The sequence below is a fragment of the Nostoc sp. 'Peltigera membranacea cyanobiont' 213 genome, assembly GCF_002245975.1.
In the GTDB taxonomy this organism is placed as follows: domain Bacteria; phylum Cyanobacteriota; class Cyanobacteriia; order Cyanobacteriales; family Nostocaceae; genus Nostoc.
Map to the genome: position 1 here is coordinate 23,161 of NZ_NOLI01000053.1, position 23,324 is coordinate 46,484.

The following is a 23,324-nucleotide window of genomic DNA, read 5'->3' on the forward strand; positions in this document are numbered from 1 at the left end:
CTCAAAACCCTTAACTTTGTACTTCATGTAAAGGAAAACTACTAAGTTCCCACCCCAGTCGTGAGGTAGGGTAGGTGGGAATCTTTTACTCCTCTACTCTCCGCCGCCGGCGACGCGGCTTTTGTTGTTGGTCTTCACGCAAGCGGCGACCGACTTCATTAAAGAAATCCCGCCGCAGATAAGGATAATCGCTAATCCACAAATCACGACTGGGAATGTATATATCGCTGAATTGTTCAATGCTGCTCAAATCTGCGCGATTTGACAGCACTACCATTTCGGCAATTTGACCGCGAGTAATAACTTTGTGGGCAGGACGTAATGGTGCTACAAATTCAATGCTAAACCCTGTTTCATCACCCACCTCTAAGTTAATCTGTTTTTCTCGGTTTTCTATAATCACCAATTCGCCTTTGTTGTTGACTGTTTCGGTTTTACCCATCAATTGGTCTGTAATCCACCAATCTAGAACTCGACCCCGGAAAAAGCCGCCATACTTGTAACGGCGGCATTGCAAATTCCGCATACTTGCTTGAAACACTGGATACCACAACCAAAAAAAAGCGCTAACTATGCCCAGCACAAATACTATTGAAGCAAAAGGAAGCTTAAAAACGACTGTTAAAAGCAAGATGGCAACTACGGCAACTACCGAAATTAACAGCCGTTGCAAAAAATTTGAGAATTTCCCCCAGTAGTACTTGTACTGCAAACCAGTGGCAATCAGGGGGATAACTTGTTCAAATTTCTGGCGAGTCAGTGGTACTAACATGAGTGCTGAGTGATGAATGCTGAATAGTGATGTTTAAAGTATCTTTTCTAATCCATATACTAACGACTTTAGCGCTAAGACTTTGCGAATCGCTAGTAGCACTCCTGGCATATAGCAAGCGCGATCGCTCGTATCATGTCGTAAAGTATAAATCTGTCCGGCTGCGCCAAAAATAACTTCTTGATGGGCAATCAATCCTGGCAAGCGCACGCTATGGATTCTAATCCCTTCATTTGCTACACTTCCTCTTGCTCCTGCTAATTTTTCCGTTTCTTCTACAAGAGCAGGGTTAAAAGTTTTACCCAATTCTCCTAGTAACTGCGCCGTTTGAATGGCAGTACCACTGGGAGCATCAGCTTTTTGGTTGTGATGCAGTTCGATAATTTCCACGTGGTCAAAATACTTTGAGGCTGCGATCGCGGCTTGTTGCAACAGTACCATGCCAATGGAGAAGTTCGGAATAATTAGACAACCTGTGCTAGCTTTGTCGGCAAAGTCTGCCAAATCTTGAATTTGTTCTGGACTTAACCCAGTGGTGCCAACTACTGGACGAATACCGTAAGCGATCGCACTACGAATATTGTCATAAACGGAATCTGGGTGAGTAAAGTCTACAATCACCCCTGGAGGAGAGTGTCTGTCGCCAGCTACATACCCTAACATTGGTTCCAATTGATTGGTAATTGGCACTTCCAGAGGTTCGCTTAAACCCGCTAACTCTCCAGCGTCTTTATCTTGATGTTCCAAACTGTGGTCAATTGCACCCACTAGGTTTAAGTCAGGCGCTTGTGCCACCGCCTTAATCACCTCACGGCCCATTTTACCAGCAGCACCGTTGACAATAACCGGGATAGGAGCTTGATTCGTCATAGGTCGAGAAATACTTTTTGAGCTAACAAAGGAATTGTAAAGACTTTAGCGATCTAGTAGCTAGCTTCTCAGGGACTTCCAACTAAAAAAATATCCCATCGCTTTGTAGGCAGGGAGCAGGGGGAGGAATAATCGTGTTAAGTCTAGAAATTGGGATAATTTATTTTTTTGATACATTTAGTCAGTACAATAGCGATCGCGCCCCTTATGTTTGGCATTGTATAGGGCTTGATCGGCGGAAAGGATGAGTGTATGTGGCTTGATGTTGCAAGTGGGTATAATAGAACTAATACCTAAACTAAGTGTGACAATATCGTTAATATCAGAGTTTGCATGGGGAATAGCTTTATTGTGAATTGCTTGTTGAATACTTTCTGCTACTGCGATCGCTCCTACTAAGTCAGTATTGGGGAGGAGTACTGAAAATTCTTCTCCTCCGTAACGCGCTACTAAATCAGCAGGACGACGAACCATCTCTTGCATTGTTTGCGCGATCGTAATTAGACAATCATCGCCTCCAAGATGTCCATAGTAGTCGTTGTAAAGTTTGAATTTATCAACATCGCATAAAATCAGTGATAGGGGTTTTTGCTCTCGTGCAAGGCGTTTCCATTCTGCTTGCAGTCGTGCATCGAAGCAGCGACGGTTAGCCACCTTAGTCAAACCATCTAGATTTACCAGTTGTTCTAATTTCTGATTTGCATCTTCTACTTTTTCTTTAGCAATTACTAACTCTGCTGTTCTCTCTTGTACCCGTTGTTCCAAAGTTTCAAAAGATGTTTGTAACTGAAGTGCCATGTTGTTAAACGATTTCGCCAGTTGACCTATTTCGTCTTTTGAGCTTATTTTGGCGCGGATATCTAAGTTACCTCCGGTAAACTGGAAAACTATATTGGTAAGATAAATTATTGGTTTTGTTAGCAGTTCCCCAATAGCAAAAGCGATGATTGTCACTGCTGAAGCGATAAATGCAAATAGAAACATTGCATCACGAATTTGCTTTTCTACAGGTGCTAAAGCAATAGCAAGAGGCTGTGCAAACAACACAGACCAAGGTTGATATTTTAAACGAGCGATCGCAATCAGATTAACCTGATTACCTGTTCCTGATAAAGGTGCAATTAAAGACGATTGATCATTATCCAATGCTTGCTGAAGTTTTAACTCATTAGTTGCCAATTCCTTGATAGGAGAATTAGACAAACGCCCTTCCCTTTGTAATTGAGTTACCACATGCAAAGGCAGAGGCGTAATGGATTTAAAAAGCAGTTTTGGTGCAATACTATGGGCTAGATAAATATTATTTTCATCTAAAAGAATAGCAAAAGATTTTTTTCCAGACCGTTCAGTTTCTCGATTTACTAACTGTTGAACAACAGTAGCATTGTATGAGACACGCAATACACCTAATATATCTCCTTTGGCATTGCGAACCGGACTGCTAAAACAGAGAGTAACAAGGTCAGTAATTTTCGGCGCTCGCTTCATGCTAGAAACAAAGGAGAACTGAGTTTGCAGTGGTTTCTTAAAATAATCTTGAACTGATTCATCTTTGCTAATGTCAAGTGTACGTGTATCTAATACATTTTTCCCCTTTAAGTCGAGCAAAGCATAAGAGATAATATTCAGCATATCTTTGCGACTGAGACGAATTAATGTTTCCATCGCCAATTGCATTTCGGGGCTGTCATCTCGCTGTTTTGGAGTGAGGCTGAGGTAGCGTGCCAAACCTGGTAAAAGCGCCTCTACACGCACGGCATTGAGATTTGCATCAATAAAAGCATCTATTCTGTTACTGGTTTCGTTAGCCGCCGCAGATAGGGCTTGTTGAGCGTTCTCAGTTAGTGCTTTTTCAGTTGTCTGTTTGTTGATAAATGCCAATAACAGCAACGGAATCAAAGCAACAATGAGAAATGAAGCGATCAACTTTGTACGGATGCTACCCAAAAGAGATTGCTGCATGGCATTAAATTAGGAAGTAGAGTTCAAGAAGGAAGAATTAAACAAACTTTTTAGCTCAGGAATGCGCGTCACGTTTCCAGCACGAATAAAAAAATCTGCATATATCTTGGCAGTTTTGTAAATGGAATTAGGGTTACTAGATTGAAATAATTTTTGATTTTCACCTAAATTAGTTAAGTTTACTCCATCTAAAGAAAGTGTACTAGTAGGAATTTTTAACGCTTTGCTGACGATCGCATTTCCTTCTTGAACATTTGCCTTCCAGTACGCCGAGGCTTGCAGCCATCCTCGCACAAATGCCCGAATGTCTTCGGGGCGATCGCGGACTGTATCACCGCGAAAAATAATCATATCTACAATCAAGCCAGGAGTTTGTTTGCTGGTAAATATGATATGTCCTCCTAATTTAATAACTTTAGAAAGATGAGGTTCCCAAGTGTGTCCGGCTTGAATAACATTATTTTTCAGTCCTTGAGGAATTTCTAAAGCCTCTAATTTAACCAACTTCACATCATCGCTGGTTAAGTTGGCACTTTTAAACATCTCAGTCACGAAAACTTCACTAAAACCGCCTAGATTTGCGCCTAGTTTTTTCCCTTTCAAGTCAGTGACGGTTTTAATTTGTGATTGGGCAACTACCACATCTGCTCCTGTTGATTCATCTATAACTAGCACACCTTGTATATCTGGATTTGTGGTACTCAAGATGATAATACTTCCTATAGATAATGAAATACCGTCATACTTACCTGCACTGAAGTTTGCTTGTTCCAATTTGTTGTATAGTTTATAAATCATTTCTACATCTACACCTTGAGCTTTGAAGAATCCTTTCTCTTGAGCAATGATACCTGGATACTCCCCAATGAAAGATCCAAATTGTACTTTCAAGGGAGGATGTTTGAATTCGGTTGGTGCCCAAGCGTGACAAGCAAATAGTAAACAGGTGGTAATCAGAAAAATACTAATGTGTCTAAATAGTTTAAACATAGAAAACTTTGCCAATAATATAAGCGTAAATTTGAGTTTCGTATTTGGGGACAATTAGCGATCATCTCTCTTTTCTCGCCCAAATAAGATGATAGTAAAGTCAATACAAAATCTGTTTTTGAGAAAATAGACCTCTTGCAAAAGTCGCTAAATCCTATCGTGTATACAGAAGCAACCCTGAGTGAGTTTCTAGCCAAGAAAGATGGATTGAAGAAGAGGCAAGGGAGATAATTTCACACCGCTTCATCAGTAAGTTCATACACCAGGGAGTATTTGTCAACATCTAGTCAACATCTAATGGCTCATCCGAAGCGTCCCTGTTGGTGGGAGAATAATAACGATAAATTATCCAAGCCTGGTGTTGTCTCCAGCCCAAAGGAATCTGTATAAATGTGGAAACGAATTGTATTAATTTTGCTATTGGTGTTGAGTTTCAGCCTAAGTAATTCTGATGTAGCGGCGGCGGCGGGACTCAAAAGCTTTATAGACTCTAGTGATGGCTATCAGTTTTTATATCCTAACGGCTGGCTGCAAGTTAAAGTTGCTAACGGCCCAGATGTGGTTTTCCACGATTTGATTGAGGTGTCTGAAAATGTTTCTGTTGTGATTAGCCCAGTTCCAGAAGGCAAAACTTTGTCAGAATTAGGAACGCCAACAGAAGTAGGATATAAGTTAGGAAAAGCTGCCCTTGCGCCTCCTGACTCTGGTCGTTCGGCTGAATTAGTCAATGCCGCAGAGCGAGAAGTAGACGGTAAAACATATTACCTTTTAGAGTATGAGGTTAAACTCGCCAATAAACAGGAACGGCACAACATCGCCAGCGTCGCTGTTAGTCGTGGTAAACTTTTTACCCTCAACGCCTCAATTCCTGAAAAACGCTGGCAGAGAGTTAAAGGAATGATTGATGAGGTTGTAAATTCTTTTTCTGTTTATTAATTGGGGAATAGGGAGTGGGGGATAGAGAAGAAATTTAATCACCTATGCCCCATACCCAATTAACAAGTTTTTTATAAATTTTACTTATGAAAATTCCACCTTTTGTACTTGCTTCAGCTTCGCCAGCCCGTCGCCGCTTGCTGCAAACTGTTGGTATTGAACCGATAGTTCGAGCTAGTGATTTTGATGAGTCGCAAATCCAATTAAGCGAACCAGCAGAATTGGTCAAAACTCTTGCTCAATATAAGGCAGAAACTGTAGCCCCACAGTTTGAATCGGCTTTGATTATGGGTTGTGATTCAGTTTTGTTTATGAATGGTGAAATTCATGGCAAGCCAGCAGACATTTCGGAAGCGATCGCTCGTTGGCAGATAATGCAAGGTAGCTTTGGTGACTTGTACACAGGTCACGCCTTAATTGACCCATACCAAAACCGCACAATAGTCAAGTCTCAAGTTACAAGAGTTTACTTTGCTCAAATGAGCGATCGCGCCATCAAAGCCTATGTTGCCACAGGTGAACCCCTCAAATGTGCTGGAGCCTTTGCTATTGAAGGTTTTGGTAGTTTCTTTGTCGAAAAAATTGAAGGCTGTCACAGCAACGTAATCGGACTCAGTTTACCCCTACTGCGACAGATGCTAGGAGAATTAGGATACGATGTCACTGATTTCTGGCAATAGTCCCTTGTCTAAAGTTATTAACCAATGACAAATGACAAATGACAAATGACAAACAACAGGTTGTAGACTGAGCATTAGATCGCATTCCCAACTAGCTTATGTCATTTACTTCTATGCCCTCGCTGCGTGAGCAACAACATCCCCTAATTCGTCAGCTAGCTGATTGTATTGAGGCAGCTTGGCATCAGCACCTGGATCTATCGCCCTACCATTTGCCTGATGAGTTGGGGTATGTGGAAGGTAGACTAGAAGGCGAAAAACTAACGATTGAAAACCGTTGCTATCAAACGCCCCAGTTTCGGAAAATGCATTTGGAACTGGCGAAAATCGGAAATATGCTGGATATTTTGCACTGTGTCATGTTTCCGCGTCCAGAATACAACCTACCGATGTTTGGTTGCGATTTAGTAGGGGGTAGAGGTCAAATTAGTGCAGCGATCGCAGACCTTTCTCCTATCCAAGCAGAGCGCACCTTACCAGAATCTTATACTACAGCACTGACACAGCTAAAAGTGCTTAACTTTTCCCAACCCCGTGAATTACCAGAATGGGGAAATATTTTTTCGGATTTCTGCATATTTGTGCGCCCTAGTTCCCCAGAAGAAGAAGCAATGTTTCTGTCGCGGGTGCGAGACTTTTTAGACATTCATTGTACCCAAGCGATCGCTTCTAATCCAGTTTCAGTTGAACAAGTTACACAAAATCTCGCCGGACAACACAACTACTGCACCAAACAGCAGCAAAACGATAAAACCCGTCGCGTACTAGAAAAAGCCTTTGGCCCAGCTTGGGCAGAAAATTATATGACCACAGTTTTATTCGATCTCCCAACTTAATCATCTTCCCATCTCACCTATCTGTAGGTTCTGTTACGTTTTCGCATAACAGATAAATGTAGAATTCATTCAACGAGAGTTTAATGGAGTCCCAAAACAGCAACAGGGAAAATAGTCAGGTCTTTGAAGCAAATATCACAAAATGGTTTGTTGTCTTGGTAGGTGCAAGCAACTAGCTCTGCTAATTCATTGACCAGAAAGTTAAGGAAACTCTGATGTTAGGAATGCTCAAGTTGACAGACATTTTTTAGTTAGTTAATCATTCATTCACTTAAGGAAGACTAGTTTTTGTAACAAGATTGTATCCAAAAAAGGCAACAGTCTATTTTTGATGTTTCTTTTCAATTTTGTGACTAACTGTAGTCGTAGTGAATGTAGCAGTACAGTACCGCATCATACCAATTTGGAATTTTGTGTAGAAATGTGATACATAGCGTCTCTACATCTAGATTCATCGTGCTTGTGAATTCTGCTAATTCCCATTGCACTCATGTCTCAATAATACTCAGAGTTATTGAATAGCCAGCTACTATAGCGCTTCTTGGTTTCAATACATACCTAACCCTCCAGCCTTTCCCTGCTAGCGTTGGGGAGTAAGCCTCAAAGCCTCTCTCCTAAAAGCAGAGAGGTAAGTGTGTTGCATACAAAAGAAGACATGCTATAGAAAACACCATTTTGTAAAGCCATAGTGTTGAGCGTTCCATTAGGCAATGGATTTTAAGCCATACCCAGCTTTAAACCACTGTTGTTTGTCCTAAAGCAGCTGGCTGTTGATTAAAAACCCTTTTATTTTACTTCCATCAGCACAATTCAGGTAAACGGGCAACATACTATGTCAAGGGTGACTGAAAAGCCAAAGCCAACTGAGCAGGCACTTAATCAAGAACAACCTAAGATTTGGTGGGGTATCGCTGTAGCTGTGCCAGTAGTAATCGCTGCTGGGATACTAGGTACAGCGAAAATTGAGCAGCTGAAAAAACTCTCTACACCCGCACCCGTAATGCCATCTACCAATAGCATTAGTGCTGTAGGGCGTTTGGAACCGCGAGGCGAAGTTGTTAAATTATCCGCCCCATCATCGGGATTAGCGCCATCATCACGAATTCAGCAACTTCTGGTGAGAGAGGGTGAACAGGTAAAGCAAGGCCAAATTGTGGCAATTTTGGATAACCGCGATACCCAAATAGCCGGACTAGAAGAGGCAAAAGCCAAAGTGCAAGAATCTCGTGCGAATTTAGCGCAAGTCAGGGCTGGATCTCCAAGAGATATTCAAGCTCAAAGAGCAGTTGTTGCTCGCTTACAAGCGCAGTTTATTGGCGAAAGGGATGGTCAACAAGCAACGATCGCGCGGATTGCAGCCCAGTTAAGTGGAGATAAACTTGTCCAACAAGCTACAGTAAATCGCCTAGAAGCTGAACTCAGCGGGCAAAGAGAAACTCTGAGAGCAACGCTTACGCGGATTAAAGCCCAACAGCGCAATGCCCAAGTTGATGCTGGACGCTATGATTTTTTATACAAAGAAGGTGCGATTTCTCAGCAAGAGCGGGATAGTAGACGTTTGAGTGCAGTAACTGCTAATCAGCAAGTGGCTGAAAGCCAAGCTACCCTCAAGCAGACATTAGCAACTGTACGACAGCAACTTGCTGAGGCTAGAGCTAACCAAATACAAAATTTAGCAACTTTGCAACAGCAGCTAATTGAAGCCAAAGTTAACCGTGACAAAACTTTAGCAACTTTGCAAAGACAAATCGATGAAGAAAAGGCCAAACTGAGCAGAATAATGGATGTGAGTCCTACCGATGTGCAAGTAGCGCAAGCTCAAGTTAGTAATGCGATCGCAAATGTCAGAAAAGCCGAAGCAGAACTAAGGTTAAGCTACGTTCAAGCACCAATCGCTGGAGAGATTTTAAAGGTTTACACCAAGTCAGGCGAAGCCATAGGTGCAAATGGTATTGCTGAAATTGGACAAACCAGCCAAATGTATGTGATTGCTGAAGTCCCTGAAGACAGTATTGGTAAAGTGCGGATTGGTCAAAACGCCACTATCAACAGCGATAATGGAGCATTTAGCGGCGAATTAAAGGGAACTGTCACTGAAATTGGCAGAAAAATTGGTAAAAAAGACGTGCTGAATACAGATCCAGCAGCAGATGTGGATGCCAGAGTAGTAGAAGTGAAAATTGCTCTGCCTTCAGAAGATAGCCAGAAAGTTTCTGGTTTAACTTACGCTAAAGTTGTTGTCGAAATTAATAATTAACCAAGTTATAGATGAACAGTATTACCAATTTGTGATTTGATATTTTGGATTGGTAATCTTCTTAATTAGGCTGTTTCATCCATTTTCAACATTCTATAAATTTGATAGAAGCGTCAATTCTTGCGGCTCTTTCTAAATCTCTGCTACAAAACCAAATTACGAATTATTCTAACTGTGCTTGGATGCATATAAAATGAATCAAAAAATACCTCTGTCGTGGCTACAACTAACAAGAGAAAAAACTCGACTAGCTGTAGCTTTGGCAGGAATTGCCTTTGCTGATATCTTGATGTTTATGCAACTCGGCTTTCGAGATGCTTTGTATTATAGTAACGTTCGATTTCATAGCAGCTTGCAGGGCGATATTGTTTTAATTAACAGTCAATCTAGTGCTGTTTTGGCAATGAGGAGCTTTTCTCAAAGACGGTTATATAAAGCTTTAGATTTACCCGCAGTCCAATCAGTACATCCTATATATTTGGACTTTACAATCTGGAAGAATCCTATAACAGGTCGTCCTCGTAGTATCCTGATATTTGGAATGAACCCAGAAACTAATATAGTTAACTTACCTGGCGTTCAGGAAAATTTAGATAAACTTAAACTGCCTGATGTAGTTCTATTTGACCGTTCTTCTAGGGTAGAATATGGGCCCATTGCTGCTACTTATGACCAAGGAAAGACCGTAACAGCAGAAGTACGAAGGCGGCAAATTAAAGTAGGGGGATTATTTACATTAGGTGCATCATTCGGCGCAGATGGAAATTTGATTACAAGTGATGTTAACTTTCTGCGAATATTCAGTAATCGTCAACCAGGATTAATTGATATTGGACTGATTAGATTAAAACCAGGAGCCGATGCTGAAGTTGTTACCCAAGAGTTACGAAAATATTTACCTAAAGAGGTAAATGTTTTGACAAAACAAGAGTTTATTGAATTTGAGCGGAATTATTGGGCAAATAGTACAGCTATTGGCTTTATTTTCACATTAGGGACTGTCATGGGTTTCATTGTAGGAACTGTGATTGTTTATCAAATTCTTTATACAGAAGTTGCAGATCATTTAGCTGAGTACGCTACTCTTAAGGCAATAGGTTATACACAAAATTATTTGTTAATGGTTATTCTTCAAGAAGCTTTGCTATTAGCAGTTTTAGGATATTTCCCTGGAATTATTTTTTCATTATTTATGTATAGTAGCGCGAGAGATGCAACACTACTACCAGTTTTTATGAGTTTCGATCGTGCTGTAATGGTGTTGATTTTAACCATGTTAATGTGTATTATTTCCGGTGCGATCGCAGTCCGCAAATTACGTTCCGCCGATCCAGCAGATATCTTTTAATTAATTTAATCTTAATTAAAATTTCCCATTAATAAATACCACTTATGATTGATGGTTAAGAAAACCTAATTTCTGATTCAACCTCCAGTTCAATTTTGGAAATTCTAACTTATAACTTACAAAAATATGATGGAAAAAGAACCTGTAATTGCCATTAAAAATCTCAATCACTACTATGGTAAAGGATCGCTGAAAAAACAGATATTATTTGACATCAACCTAGAAATTTATTCAGGCGAAATTGTAATTATGACCGGGCCATCCGGTTCAGGTAAAACCACATTACTGAGCTTAATTGGTGGTTTGCGGTCTGTACAAGAAGGAAGTTTGAAATTTTTAGGTGAAGAACTCGTTGGTGTCAGTCAAAACAAACTGGTACAGATGCGACGCAACATCGGTTATATTTTCCAAGCTCACAATTTGCTAGGGTTCTTGACCGCAAAGCAAAATGTGCAAATGGCAGTCGAGTTGAACAATAATATTTCTCAAACAGAAGCAGTAGCTAAATCAAAAGCCATGCTGGGGTCAGTTGGTCTAGAAGAACGAGTTGATTACTACCCAGACAATCTTTCTGGTGGACAAAAACAAAGAATTGCGATCGCCCGCGCCCTAGTGAATCGCCCTCCACTAGTACTAGCAGACGAACCAACAGCCGCATTAGACAAACAATCAGGACGCGATGTTGTCGAAATAATGCAGAGTCTAGCCAAAAATCAGGGAACCACGATCTTATTAGTTACACACGACAACCGCATTTTAGATATAGCCGATCGCATCGTAGAAATGGAAGATGGTCTTTTAACTCGTAATTCTTCAAATACAATAATTCAGTCATAACTCTCCCATCAGAAATTACAACTCATAAATAATTCCTCTTTTGTCTGTGTTGCGCCAGGTGCTACAACGGGGGGAACCCCCGCAACGCACTGGCAACTCTATTGCCTCTGTGGTTCGATAAAATACTTTGAAACCGCAGAGGCACAGAGAACGCAGAGATTTTAAGAGTCGCATCTGTCCTTTTTGCGTTACAAAATATTAAGCAAGGGAAATGCACATCCCTCAAGTCCAGTAGCAAGGCTGCGAGTCTCAATTAGAATCAGTCAGCCCTGCTAATATTCAAATATGGTAATTAAATGCAGCAATTAAACACCAAATTGACTCTCAGCATATTTTGGCGGCAATGGTTGGCGTTCCTACTTGGAATTATTATATGGTGCGTGGCTAATCCTGCACTAGCAGTAAGCTGGACTCATCCACTGTCATTTAGTAATGCAGAGTTGTCAAGACGTGATTTTTCTGGTGAAAGTTTGCAAGCTGCGGAGTTTTCTAACGCCAACATGGAACTGGCTAATTTTTCAAATGCTGATTTGCGGGGAGCAGTTATGAGTGCTTCTGTGATGACAAAAGCAAATCTCCACGGAGCGGATTTAACTAATGCAATGGTCGATCAGGTAAACTTGACTAAGGCCGATTTGAGTGATGCAGTTTTCAAAGAAGCTCTTTTGCTCCGCGCCATATTTAATGATGTAAATATAGACGGTGCAGATTTTACAGATGCAATTTTGGATCGGGCACAAATCAAAGAACTGTGTCAAAAAGCCAGTGGTGTGAATTCCAAAACAGGCGTGCAAACTCGTGATTCTTTAGGATGTCAATGAAACGTGTTGGTGTAATTGGTGGCGGACAACTTGCCTGGATGATGGCGGATGCAGCACAGAAGCTAGGAGTAGAATTAGTAGTACAAACTCCAAGCGTTCACGATCCGGCCGTGTCAATCGCTCAAGAGACTGTTTTCGCCCCAGTTGATGACGCAAATGCTACAGAAATATTAGCTCAAAAATGCGATGTCATCACCTTTGAAAACGAATTTGTTAACCTGCAAGCTTTATCTCTTTTATCAGAAAAAGGCGTTTGTTTCCGTCCCAGATTAGAAGCTTTAGCTCCTCTTTTAGATAAATATCATCAGCGCTGCTACTTACGCGATTTGGGATTACCAGTTCCTCAATTTTTCGCCCTTGAGGAGGTAGAACATCTCCAATCAAAAATAGAATACCTCGGTTTTCCAGCAGTTCTCAAAGCCCGCCGCCACGGCTATGATGGTCAGGGTACTTTCATAATTCAGGATTTTGCTAATTTAGAGCAAAAACTAAGTTATGAAACCACAATAAAACCTTTAAATAAATCACTTTTTTTGTTAGAAGAATTTGTCCCTTTTGAAAGAGAACTAGCAATAATTGCAGCGCGTTCTGTGGAGGGAGAAATTGTCACTTACCCAGTGGTAGAAACTCAACAAGAACAACAAGTATGTCGGCGGGTAATTGCGCCTGCTGATATTACGCCTAATCAAGTAGCAGAAATCCAAGCGATCGCACATACTCTATTAAATAGCCTAGAAGTAGTGGGAATCTTTGGAATTGAGCTATTTCTCAGAGCTGATGGCAAAGTTTTGGTAAATGAAATTGCGCCCCGTACCCACAATTCTGGGCATTTTTCTCTTGACGCTTGCGAAACTTCTCAGTTTGAGCAACACCTCAGAGCAGTTTGTGGTTTACCTTTAGGGAATCCAGCTTTGCAGTGCGCTGGCGCTGTGATGGTTAATCTGCTGGGGTATGAAAATTCTCACAGCGATTACCACAGCCAGCGTCAAAAAATAGCAGAAATTCCCCAGGCGCATGTTCACTGGTACGGGAAGACAGAATCACGTCCTGGACGAAAGTTAGGACATGTTACCGTTTTGCTGGACGATCAAAATCGAGAATCGGCAAATGCGATCGCTCAGAAAGTAGAATCTATCTGGTATCCCAGGTAAATAGATCGGAAAGTTTCGATATTGAACACACAACATCTTTTGAAAAGCTATAATGAGTGAGTTGCACTACGACGTTGGTGACTGCCATCAAGTTTTTTGATCTATGCCTTTAATGACAAGGGAGTCAACTGTTCTCGTGGCAGTAAACCGGGCATGTACCCGGAAACTTTAAACGAGGAATTTAGGTTCCCACCTGGATAAACCCAGGTCATAAACTTAGGTAAAACGGCGTCGCGGTGAACTTAAAATTATTAGCTCCCAAAGTCAATTAGAACTTGGGAGCTTTAATTATTTCGATTAGTTTCAAATAAGCGAACTGACAGTAAAGATTGCCATATTTTTGGGAAACCTAGATATAAAAGTCTCAAGAATTAAGCCCTATGGTCAGCATTCCCGGATATCACGTTAGCAAAGAACTCTACAATGGTTCTCGAACCTTGGTTTATCGCGCTAATCGAGAAACTGACCAAAAATCTGTGGTGATTAAGCTGATGAAAACTGCTTATCCCAGTTTCAGCGAATTGATACAGTTTCGCAACCAATTCACCATCGCCAAAAATTTGAATCTACCTGGAATCATCCAAACCTACAGCCTAGAACCTTATCAGAATGGCTATGCATTAGTGATGGAAGACTTTGGGGGAATTTCTCTCAAAGATTATTTAACCTCTGACCAGACGCGATATATTGCATCTCTACAAGATTTTTTACTTTTAGCGATCGCACTGTGCAATACATTAGATATTCTAATTCGTCATCGGGTCATTCACAAAGATATTAAACCCGCCAATATTTTAATTAATCCCCAAACTAAAGAAATTAAGTTAATAGACTTTAGTATTGCATCTCTGTTGCCACGAGAAACTCAAATCTTGATGAGTCCTAATGTGTTAGAGGGGACACTTGGCTATTTATCACCAGAGCAAACTGGACGAATGAATCGGGGAATTGACTATCGGACTGATTTTTATTCTCTAGGTGTAACTTTTTACGAGTTATTAACAGGGGAATTACCATTTAAATCACACGACCCGATGGAATTGGTACATTGTCATATTGCCAAACTTCCGCTTTTAGTACATGAGATTAATCCGCAAATTGCGCCTGTACTCTCATCTATTGTTAGCAAATTGATGGCGAAAAATGCCGAAGACCGCTATCAGAGTGCATTTGGGCTGAAATATGATTTAGAAAATTGTTTGGCTCAACTCAAGGAGACGGGGAAAATTGTAAGTTTCCCAATTGCTCAACGGGATGTGTGCGATCGCTTTATTATCCCAGAAAAACTCTATGGTCGCAAGCATGAAGTTGAAACTCTGCTAAAAGCCTTTGATCGCGTTAGCAACAATCAGACGGAACTAATGTTAGTGGCTGGTTTTTCTGGTATTGGTAAAACTGCTTTGATCAACGAGGTTCACAAACCCATTGTCCGGCAACGGGGCTACTTTATCAAAGGAAAATTTGACCAATTTAATCGGAATATTCCTTTCTCCGCTTTTGTACAGGCGTTTCGAGACTTAATGGGACAATTGCTCAGTGAAAGTGATGTTCAATTGTCAACTTGGAAAAATAAAATTTTACAAGTGCTGGGGGATCAAGGGCAAGTCATTCTTGAGGTAATTCCCGAACTAGAACAAATTATTGGTCAACAACCACCTGCAACGGAAGTTTCACCAAGTGCGGCACAGAATCGCTTTAATTTACTCTTCCAAAAGTTCATTCAGGTATTCACTACAAAAGAACATCCATTGGTAATTTTCCTCGATGATTTGCAGTGGGCTGATTCTGCATCACTCAAGTTGATCCAGTTGTTGATGAGTGAATCAGGAAATGGATCTTTACTTTTAATTGGGGCTTACCGAGATAATGAAGTCTCTACCGCGCATCCATTGATGTTGACTTTAGCGGAGATTCGCAAAGCCAATGCTACAATTCACAGCATTAATTTAGCTCCCTTAACTAAAGCTAGTTTAAATCAATTGGTAGTTGATATCTTAAATTGTTCAAGTAAAATTGCCCAACCTCTAACGCAACTCGTCTATCAAAAAACTCAGGGAAATCCATTTTTTGCAACGCAATTCATCAAAGCATTGTATGAAGATAGATTGATTACTTTTAATTTCGAGCGAGGGTATTGGCAATGTGATATTGCTGCTGTAAAGGCACTTGCTCTCACTGATGATGTGGTAGAGTTCGTAGCGTTACAGTTGCAGAAGTTGCCAACAGCAACGCAAAATGTGTTGAAATTAGCTGCGTGCATTGGCAACCAGTTTGATTTGCTAACCTTAGCAATTGTTTCTGAACAATCTGAAACCGAAACAGCAGCATCTTTATGGAAAGCTTTGCAAGAAGGGTTAGTTATACCTACTAGTGAAGTTTATAAATTCTTTCAAGATAGTGGGCATGATTATGACTCAAATCCATTAAATTACAATGTCCAAGTTCCCATCTATAAATTTTTACATGACCGGGTGCAACAAGCGGCTTACTCTCTGATTCTAGGTGAGCAGAAACAATTTACCCATCTTAAAATTGGTCAATTACTCTTGCAAAATACCTCTGAGTCACAGCAAGAGGAGCGAATTTTTGAGCTTGTCAGTCAGTTAAATCGGGGAATATTGCTAATTACCCAACTGGCTGAACGTCAACAATTAGCTCAATTAAATCTGAACGCTGGTCGAAAAGCGAAAGAAGCTACCGCTTATGGTGCTGCACTTCATTACTTCTATTCTGGAATGCAGTTGCTACCGATTAATAGTTGGGAAATCGCCTACGAACTGACTCGAAGTTTATACGAAGAAGCAGCCGAAGCTGCTTTTCTCAATAACGAGTTTGACCAGATGGAATCTTTGATCCAGATCGTCATTGAAAAAACAACCACCTTACTGGATCGGGTGAAAGTTTATGAAGTTCAACTCCAAGCCGATCAGGTGCGGAATCAATCATTCAAAGCGATCGCAATTGGGCGCGAACTTCTCGCTCAACTTGGGGTAACATTACCTGAATCAGTAACACCTCCAGACATTCAGCAATCTGTAGTCAACACGCTCTCCACCTTGGCTGGCAGAAGTATTGAGGGCTTAGTTGATTTGCCATTGATGAACGATCCCAAAGCTTTGGTTGCTTTGCGGATTATGGCTAGCATCGCTCCCGCCATCCACCAAACTGCCCCTTATCTGTTCCCAATTATTGCCTGCGAAGAGGTAAATTTATCTCTTAAATACGGTAATGCACCACTTTCTGCAACAGGATATGCAGATTTTGGAATTGTACTTAATATTTGTAACCAACTCGAGTCAGGCTACGAATTTGGCCAGCTAGGTTTAATGCTTGTGGATAGACTTCAAGCAAAATCTGTTCAAAGCATGACTCTATTTAAGGTGGGTGCATTGAATCAATTTAATAAACAACATATTTGCACCTCAATTAGGTTATTACAGGAATCCCATAGTCTTGGATTAGAAACAGGCGATTTTTTTCATGTGCTGGCATCGATGATTTTTAAGTTATTCTATGTCTATTTAAGTGGCACAGAAGTTTTGGAAATTCTCTTAGCAGATATCAAAGCCTACGAGTCTAATTATGCCCAAAATCAGCGCTTATTAAGTTGGTCTAATATCGTCTCTCAAACCATTAAAAATATCACCGAATATAGCGACTATCCAGACTCCCTGATTGGTGAAGATTGTCAAGAAGAAGAACTCTTATCTGCGCTCCTCCAAGAAAAGGACGAATTAACACTCCATATATTTTTCTTAAGTAAGTTAACACTCAGTTATTTGTTTGAGAATTTTCCGGCGGCAGTTGAGAATGCAAATCAGGGAGAGCAATACCTCAACGGTGGCGCAGGAATGTTATCTGTGACTGTTTTCTACTACTATGATTCTCTGTCTCGGCTGGCTGTCTATCCAACGGCTGAACCATCTCAACAGGAACAATTACTCTTAAAGGTTGGCGAAAATCAGGAAAAATTGCAGTTTCGAGCCAAATTTGCACCGATGAATTTCCAACACAAATTTGATTTGGTGGAAGCAGAACGGTATCGAGTTTTGGGCGAAAAAATAGCAGCAATAGAATTGTACGATCGCGCCATTTATCTGGCGAAAGAAAACCAATATATCCAAGAAGAAGCCCTAAGTAATGAACTAGCTGCCAAGTTCTACCTCGACTGGGGTAAAGAAAAAATCGCCCAAGTTTATATGCAAGAGGCTTATTACTGCTATGCTCGTTGGGGTGCTAAAGCCAAAACTGAGGATTTGGAAAAACGCTATCCCCAACTTTTGGCTCCCATCTTACAAGGACAGCATCATCGCTTGCAACTGAGTTCAACCGTCGAAGCATCATTATTTCCACATCAAACCATCCACACAAACCTTTCTAGCAGCAGTATTTCGGAAGCCCTCGATTTTGCCACCATTTTTAAAGCCTCACAAGTTCTCTCCAGTGAAATTAAATTAGAGCAATTGCTCACTACCCTTTTGCAAGTGGTGATGGAAAATGCTGGGGCACAAAAAGCTGCTTTACTTGTACTTCAACAGGGCGACTTAGTGGTTGAAGCTATAGCCAGCATCAACGAAGGAGTCACTCTGGTATCTATACCATTGTCAACCAGCGAAGGCATTCCCATTACCCTGGTAAACTATGTCAAACGCAGCTTAAAAACTGTTGTGCTGGATGATGCAACAGCACAAACAGATTTTATTGGCGACTCATATTTCATGCAGCAACAACCTAAGAGTGTGTTGTGTACGCCGATGTTAAATCAGGGTAAACTTATTGGGCTGCTATATCTAGAAAATCCGCTGACAATCGGTGCATTTACAAGCGATCGCACTGAAGTTATCCAACTGTTATGCGCTCAAGCTGCCATCTCTCTAGAAAATGCCCGTCTTTATCAAGAATCTCAAAATTATGCCCATCAACTAGAGCGATCGCTACAAGAACTTGAGCATACCCAATTACAAATGGTGCAAAATGAAAAAATGGCAACCTTGGGTAATTTGGTTGCTGGGGTGGCACATGAAATTAATAATCCGATTGGATTTCTCAAAGGCAGTCTCAACAATGCCGAAGATTATATCCAAGACTTACTCGCTCATATCCAATGCTACCAACAACATCATCCCAATTCTGCGATCGCAGTCATTGAGCATGGCGAAGAAATTGACCTAGAATTCTTGACTGAAGACTTACCAAAGCTAGTAGGCTCAATGAAGGTGGCTTCAGAAAGGATCAAAGATATTAGCATCAGTCTCCGCACCTTCTCCAGAGCCGATACAACCGAAAAAGTTGCTTGTAACCTCCATGAAGGGATTGAGAGTACTCTGTTGATTTTGAAGTATCGCCTCAAAGCTAACGAAAAACGTCCAGCAATTGAAGTCATCACCGAATACGGGAAATTGCCACCAGTTAAGTGCTTTTTAGGACAACTAAATCAAGTATTTATGAACATCCTCGCTAACGCAATTGATGCCTTAGATACTTCCTGCGAGGGGCTTTCTTTTGCCCAAGCCCAAGCCAATCATCACCAAATACTGATTCACACCGAAGTATCTAGCGAGCAAAATATGGTGGTAATTCGCATCAAAGATAACGGCCAGGGGATGCCAGAGGAGGTTAGAACGCGGATATTTGACCACCTATTTACAACAAAAGAGGTTGGGAAAGGAACGGGATTAGGATTAGCGATCGCTAGTCAAATCGTCGAAGAAACCCATAATGGACGGTTGAGTTGCAATTCTGTCGTTGGTCAAGGAACAGAATTTGTGATTGAGATTCCAGTATTTTAACTAATTTGCGATTTTCCTCTCAATGCATAACACTTCTAACTTTTCAGTAGTGCGGAGAACAACAATAGCATAATTCTACAAATCTGTATAACTTGATTCTAAATTAGGTATCGTTCAGAGTTAAGATGACAAAATTGCATTAAATTGTGGTTAAAGCTACAAAAAATTGTCACAAAAACTAACTAATACCCTATTTCCAGCCTCAGTCTTCCGACTAGAGAGCGGTTTAACTTTTATTCATCAAGAAATTCCCACAACTCCCGTTGTTGTGGCAGATGTTTGGGTGCGTGCTGGAGCCAGCCTAGAGCCAAAACCGTGGTTTGGCATGGCGCACTTTTTAGAACACATGATTTTTAAAGGTACGGCGACGCTACCGCCTGGAATGTTCGATGCCAAAGTTGAAAACCGGGGTGGCGTGAGTAATGCGGCGACAAGCTATGATTACGCTCATTATTCACTCACCACAGCTGCTCCTTATTTAAAAGATACTCTCCCCTACTTGGGAGAACTGCTGCTGAATGCGGCAATTCCAGAAGATGAATTTAGCCGCGAACGGGATGTGGTGCTAGAGGAAATTCGCTCTTGTCAGGACGATTCCGACTGGATAGGATTCCAAACCCTGATTCAAAGCATCTATCCGCATCACCCTTACGGACGTTCCGTGCTGGGTACTGAGCAAGAACTGATGCAGCAGTCACCAGAAGCAATGCGTTGTTTTCACCACGCCCACTATCAGCCGGAAAACATGACGGTGGTAATTGCTGGTGGTATAGCCCAGCAACCAGCTTGGGAAATGGTAAATCATTCATTTACTGATTTTGCCGATCGCTCCAATTGTCCGCAGTTTGAGAAAGTGCCAAAGCCAGCGATCGCAGGAATTCACCGTCAAGAACTGTGTTTACCACGTATAGAGCAAGCGCGATTGTTGATGGCATGGCTGGTACCAGGAGTAGAGCAAATCCGTACTGGCTATGGTTTAGATTTATTGTCGGTGTTATTGGCAGAAGGGCGGACTTCGCGTTTAATTCGCGATTTGCGAGAAGATTTGCAATTGGTACAAGGAATTTGCAGTAGTTTTTCTCTCCAAAGAGAATCAAGTTTATTTACAATTACTGCCTGGTTAGAACCAGAAAATCTGGAGGAAGTTGAATCCTTGATTTGCGCTCATTTGGATGATTTGCAAACTAAAGGAATTAGCGAACAAGAACTTGCCCGTGCCCGTAGACTGCTGTGTAACGAGTATGCCTTTTCTACCGAAACACCAAATCAGCTTACAGGGCTTTATGGCTATTACAATACCATCGCCCAAGCTGAATTAGCTGTGACATATCCCCAGCAGATTCAGTCTTTCGATGCCCAAGAACTGCAAAAATTAGCTAAACAGTATCTCTCACCACAAAATTATGCCGTTACTGTCTTAAAACCCTGTTAGTTTTTGACAAAGGACAAAGGACAAATGACAAATGACAAAGAACAAATGACAACCTTGCTGCAAAAATCGCCTATCCATCGCACCGGATTGAATAATGGGATTGTCGTGTTGGCATCAGAAAATCCGGCTGCGGACATTATTGCAGTGCGAATCTTTGTGCGGGCTGGTAGTTGTAACGAAAACCGCGAGCAAGCAGGGTTAGCACATTTGCTATCAGCAGTGATGACAAAGGGATGCGATGGACTTTCTAGTTTGGAAATTGCAGAAATTGTCGAGTCTGTAGGGGCAAGTTTGAGTGCGGATGCTGGCACTGATTATTTTTTGCTGTCTTTCAAGACGGTAACATCGGATTTTGGGGAAATTTTAGCATTGGCAGGGCGAATTTTGCGATCGCCTACTTTTCCTGAAACTCAAGTGGAACTAGAACGGCGGTTAGCACTCCAAGATATTCGTTCCCAAAAAGAGCAACCGTTCAATGTTGCTTTTGAGCAAATGCGGCAGGTAATGTACCAAAATCACCCATACTCCATGTCAGTGCTGGGAGATGAAAGCACCATGAGCCGCTTGACTCGTGAGGATTTAGTGGAGTATCACCAAACTTATTTCCGTCCAGATAATGTAGTAATTAGTATTGCTGGTAGAATCACATCCACGGATGCAGTCGCGTTGGTAGAAGAAGTTTTTGCTGATTGGCAAGCGCCAGCCCAAGCACTGCCAATACTAAATTTACCTGAAATTAGGGTGGAACCGCAGGTAAGAATTAAGCCAGTACAGACACAACAATCAATCGTGATGCTCGGTTATTTAGGAACATCGGTGAGTTCTGTTGACTACGCCCCACTGAAATTGCTGTGTACCTACTTGGGAAATGGGCTTTCTAGTCGCTTGTTTGTTGAATTACGGGAAAAGCGCGGTTTAGCTTACGAAGTATCTGCCTTTTACTCAACAAGGCTATTTCCGGCTTCATTTGTGGTTTATATGGGTACAGCACCCGAAAATACCAGCATTGCCCTAGAAGGACTGCGGACAGAAGTAGATTTATTGTGTACCACAGAAGTATCTGAAAGCGCCCTCCAAGCTGCTAAAAATAAAATTCTGGGGCAGTACGCCTTGGGTAAACAAACAAATGGGCAAATTGCTCAGATATACGGCTGGTATGAAATCTTGGGCTTAGGAATTGATTTTGACACCAAATTTCAAGAATTGATTGCGGCGGTGAGTGCCAAAGATGCGATCGCTGCTGCTCGTAAATATTTAAAAGAGCCTTACCTATCTTTAGTTGGTCAAGAAGAAGCAATTAATCGAGCGATCGCATAGTCTTGCTCTCGAAGGCGCGATCGCAATTGATTATGTGCGATCGTAAATGGAGCAGCTGTTTTTTAGACCAAGCGGCTGTACCATTAGCATGAGAATATTCTGGGAGTAAATTCCATGCAAAGCAGCCTGACAGCAAGTATTTTGAGTTACTTAAAATTACTAGATCCAACTGTAAATCGCTGTAAAGTGGAAAAACGGCAAAAGGGTTGGTGCCCAAAGAGGTCTAAATTTTTATCAGCCATTGGAATACTCTTGTACTCTGCTACGCCTCTGCTTATTGCCTCAACATCTGTAGTATCAATAGCAGCACCACAAAAAATTGCTCAAGTAAATCCTGGAGATAGCATCAACCGCCCTAACCTTAAAGTTGGTAGCCAAGGCGAACGCGTATCTGAACTTCAGGCAGCTCTGAAACTTTTGGGTTTTTATTCTGGTGCAGTAGATGGTATATATAGTCAGAATACAGCTAGTGCTGTTTCCCGGTTTAAACAAGCAGCTGGCTTAAACCCAGATGGCGTTGTTGATGCCAGCACTTGGCAAAGACTTTTCCCTAATCAACCAGTAGCAGCATCAACTGTTCCTTCATCCCAGCCAAGATTTAACTCAGCTACGAATTTTCCTGTTCCAACCCAGGCTAGCAACCTCACCAACGTTGCAAATCCCAGCCCCAACCCCCCCAGACAAGCCGTAACACAAGTTGCGACAAAACCTACTAGTCCAAAGAAAGCTGCAACACAAGTTGCAAGCAACCCTGAACCAAGACCTGCTACCCCAAGAAAAACTACAACTTCAAACACACAGAAAAAACCGAATCGCACTACATCAACTACTCGAAGTCAGTCAAACACATCAAACACAAGTACTAAGCGAACCCCTGGTATTCAATACACCTCCGAAGGAATGCCAATTTTGCGTATAGGATTACGTGGTTCTGAAGTTGTGAAGTTGCAACAACAACTGAAAAAGCTTGGTTTTTTGAAAGGCGATGCCGATGGAGACTTTGGCGAGACAACCGAGACAGCTGTGAAAGCTGCACAAAAGCGCTATGGTTTAGAAGCTGACGGTGTAGTTGGTGGCTCTACCTGGGAGGTTCTTTTGCGGCGTTAGTATCGCCAGCGTCTCCTTTGCCTGTAATCAAAGACGCGAGCAAGATGCTCTGAAGTTCTAATAACTTATTTTTTGCAAATCCCAAAGGTATAGAGGTTTTTCAACTTTGAGGAACTTCTATAGGGGTTTTGCGCTTCAGGAATTTAACTGATTCGGCGGAATTCCCCGTCCCTCTACAGGGCGGGGATGGATAGCCGGACGACGACGAAAACACCTCCA

17 protein-coding genes and 1 other RNA gene are annotated in these 23,324 nt (G+C 41.5%); 13 read left to right on the top strand and 5 right to left on the bottom strand.

The genetic code is table 11. The annotated features are described in order from the left end of the window. Positions 1-85: 85 nt before the first annotated feature. The 4 genes from CDG77_RS16355 to CDG77_RS16370 all read right to left on the bottom strand — a co-directional run bounded on the left by CDG77_RS16355 (position 86) and on the right by CDG77_RS16370 (position 4,594). Positions 86-772, bottom strand: a complete 687-nt coding sequence (locus CDG77_RS16355; RefSeq protein ID WP_094330408.1) for a phosphate ABC transporter permease — start codon at positions 770-772, stop codon at positions 86-88. A 33-nt stretch (positions 773-805) separates the two neighbouring features. Then, complete coding sequence (gene dapB / locus CDG77_RS16360) at positions 806-1,642, bottom strand: 4-hydroxy-tetrahydrodipicolinate reductase (RefSeq protein WP_094330409.1); 837 nt, start codon at positions 1,640-1,642, stop codon at positions 806-808. Positions 1,643-1,819: 177 nt separating this feature from the next. Next, positions 1,820-3,604, bottom strand: a complete 1,785-nt coding sequence (locus tag CDG77_RS16365; RefSeq protein WP_094330410.1) for a diguanylate cyclase domain-containing protein — start codon at positions 3,602-3,604, stop codon at positions 1,820-1,822. A gap of 9 nt (positions 3,605-3,613) precedes the next feature. Further along, entirely contained in the window at positions 3,614-4,594 is a 981-nt protein-coding gene (locus CDG77_RS16370) for an ABC transporter substrate-binding protein (RefSeq protein ID WP_190233985.1), read from the bottom strand. A 390-nt stretch (positions 4,595-4,984) separates the two neighbouring features. On the opposite strand from CDG77_RS16370, the gene psbP reads away from it, so the two are divergent. From psbP to CDG77_RS16430, 12 genes are all read left to right on the top strand, one after another. Continuing rightward, positions 4,985-5,530: a photosystem II reaction center PsbP gene (gene psbP / locus CDG77_RS16375; RefSeq protein ID WP_094330411.1), complete on the top strand. Its 546-nt coding sequence runs from the start codon at positions 4,985-4,987 to the stop codon at positions 5,528-5,530. An 86-nt stretch (positions 5,531-5,616) separates the two neighbouring features. After that, a complete protein-coding gene (locus tag CDG77_RS16380) occupies positions 5,617-6,210 on the top strand; it encodes a Maf family protein (RefSeq protein ID WP_094330412.1) in 594 nt (197 codons plus the stop codon). Between the two features lie 98 nt (positions 6,211-6,308). Beyond that, positions 6,309-7,046, top strand: a complete 738-nt coding sequence (locus CDG77_RS16385; RefSeq protein WP_094330413.1) for a phycocyanobilin:ferredoxin oxidoreductase — start codon at positions 6,309-6,311, stop codon at positions 7,044-7,046. 832 nt (positions 7,047-7,878) lie between these two features. After that, entirely contained in the window at positions 7,879-9,303 is a 1,425-nt protein-coding gene (locus tag CDG77_RS16390; RefSeq protein ID WP_094330414.1) for an HlyD family efflux transporter periplasmic adaptor subunit, read from the top strand. 193 nt (positions 9,304-9,496) lie between these two features. Beyond that, entirely contained in the window at positions 9,497-10,651 is a 1,155-nt protein-coding gene (gene devC / locus CDG77_RS16395; protein WP_094330415.1) for an ABC transporter permease DevC, read from the top strand. A gap of 126 nt (positions 10,652-10,777) precedes the next feature. Next, complete coding sequence (locus CDG77_RS16400; RefSeq protein WP_181154314.1) at positions 10,778-11,488, top strand: DevA family ABC transporter ATP-binding protein; 711 nt, start codon at positions 10,778-10,780, stop codon at positions 11,486-11,488. A 296-nt stretch (positions 11,489-11,784) separates the two neighbouring features. Next, positions 11,785-12,309 (top strand): pentapeptide repeat-containing protein, encoded by a 525-nt coding sequence (locus tag CDG77_RS16405; RefSeq protein ID WP_223269833.1) that lies wholly within the window; start codon positions 11,785-11,787, stop codon positions 12,307-12,309. Further along, complete coding sequence (locus CDG77_RS16410) at positions 12,306-13,460, top strand: 5-(carboxyamino)imidazole ribonucleotide synthase (RefSeq protein ID WP_094330417.1); 1,155 nt, start codon at positions 12,306-12,308, stop codon at positions 13,458-13,460. Before CDG77_RS16405 ends, CDG77_RS16410 begins: the two co-directional genes overlap by 4 nt. 60 nt (positions 13,461-13,520) lie before the next feature. Further along, positions 13,521-13,704, top strand: a non-coding RNA gene (ssrS, locus tag CDG77_RS16415) — 6S RNA. Between the two features lie 136 nt (positions 13,705-13,840). Next, on the top strand, positions 13,841-19,249 hold the full coding sequence (locus CDG77_RS16420; RefSeq protein WP_094330418.1) for a trifunctional serine/threonine-protein kinase/ATP-binding protein/sensor histidine kinase: 5,409 nt from the start codon (positions 13,841-13,843) through the stop codon (positions 19,247-19,249). Between the two features lie 166 nt (positions 19,250-19,415). After that, positions 19,416-20,681, top strand: a complete 1,266-nt coding sequence (locus tag CDG77_RS16425; RefSeq protein ID WP_094330419.1) for a M16 family metallopeptidase — start codon at positions 19,416-19,418, stop codon at positions 20,679-20,681. A 45-nt stretch (positions 20,682-20,726) separates the two neighbouring features. Beyond that, entirely contained in the window at positions 20,727-21,998 is a 1,272-nt protein-coding gene (locus tag CDG77_RS16430; protein WP_094330423.1) for a M16 family metallopeptidase, read from the top strand. On the opposite strand, the gene CDG77_RS36550 is transcribed toward CDG77_RS16430, so the two are convergent. Beyond that, complete coding sequence (locus CDG77_RS36550; RefSeq protein WP_181154548.1) at positions 21,979-22,215, bottom strand: hypothetical protein; 237 nt, start codon at positions 22,213-22,215, stop codon at positions 21,979-21,981. The two genes, CDG77_RS16430 and CDG77_RS36550, sit on opposite strands and share 20 nt — an antisense overlap. Here CDG77_RS36550 and CDG77_RS16435 point away from each other — a divergent pair. Continuing rightward, a complete protein-coding gene (locus CDG77_RS16435) occupies positions 22,113-23,105 on the top strand; it encodes a peptidoglycan-binding domain-containing protein (protein ID WP_094330420.1) in 993 nt (330 codons plus the stop codon). The two genes, CDG77_RS36550 and CDG77_RS16435, sit on opposite strands and share 103 nt — an antisense overlap. The last annotated feature ends 219 nt before the right edge of the window (positions 23,106-23,324 follow it).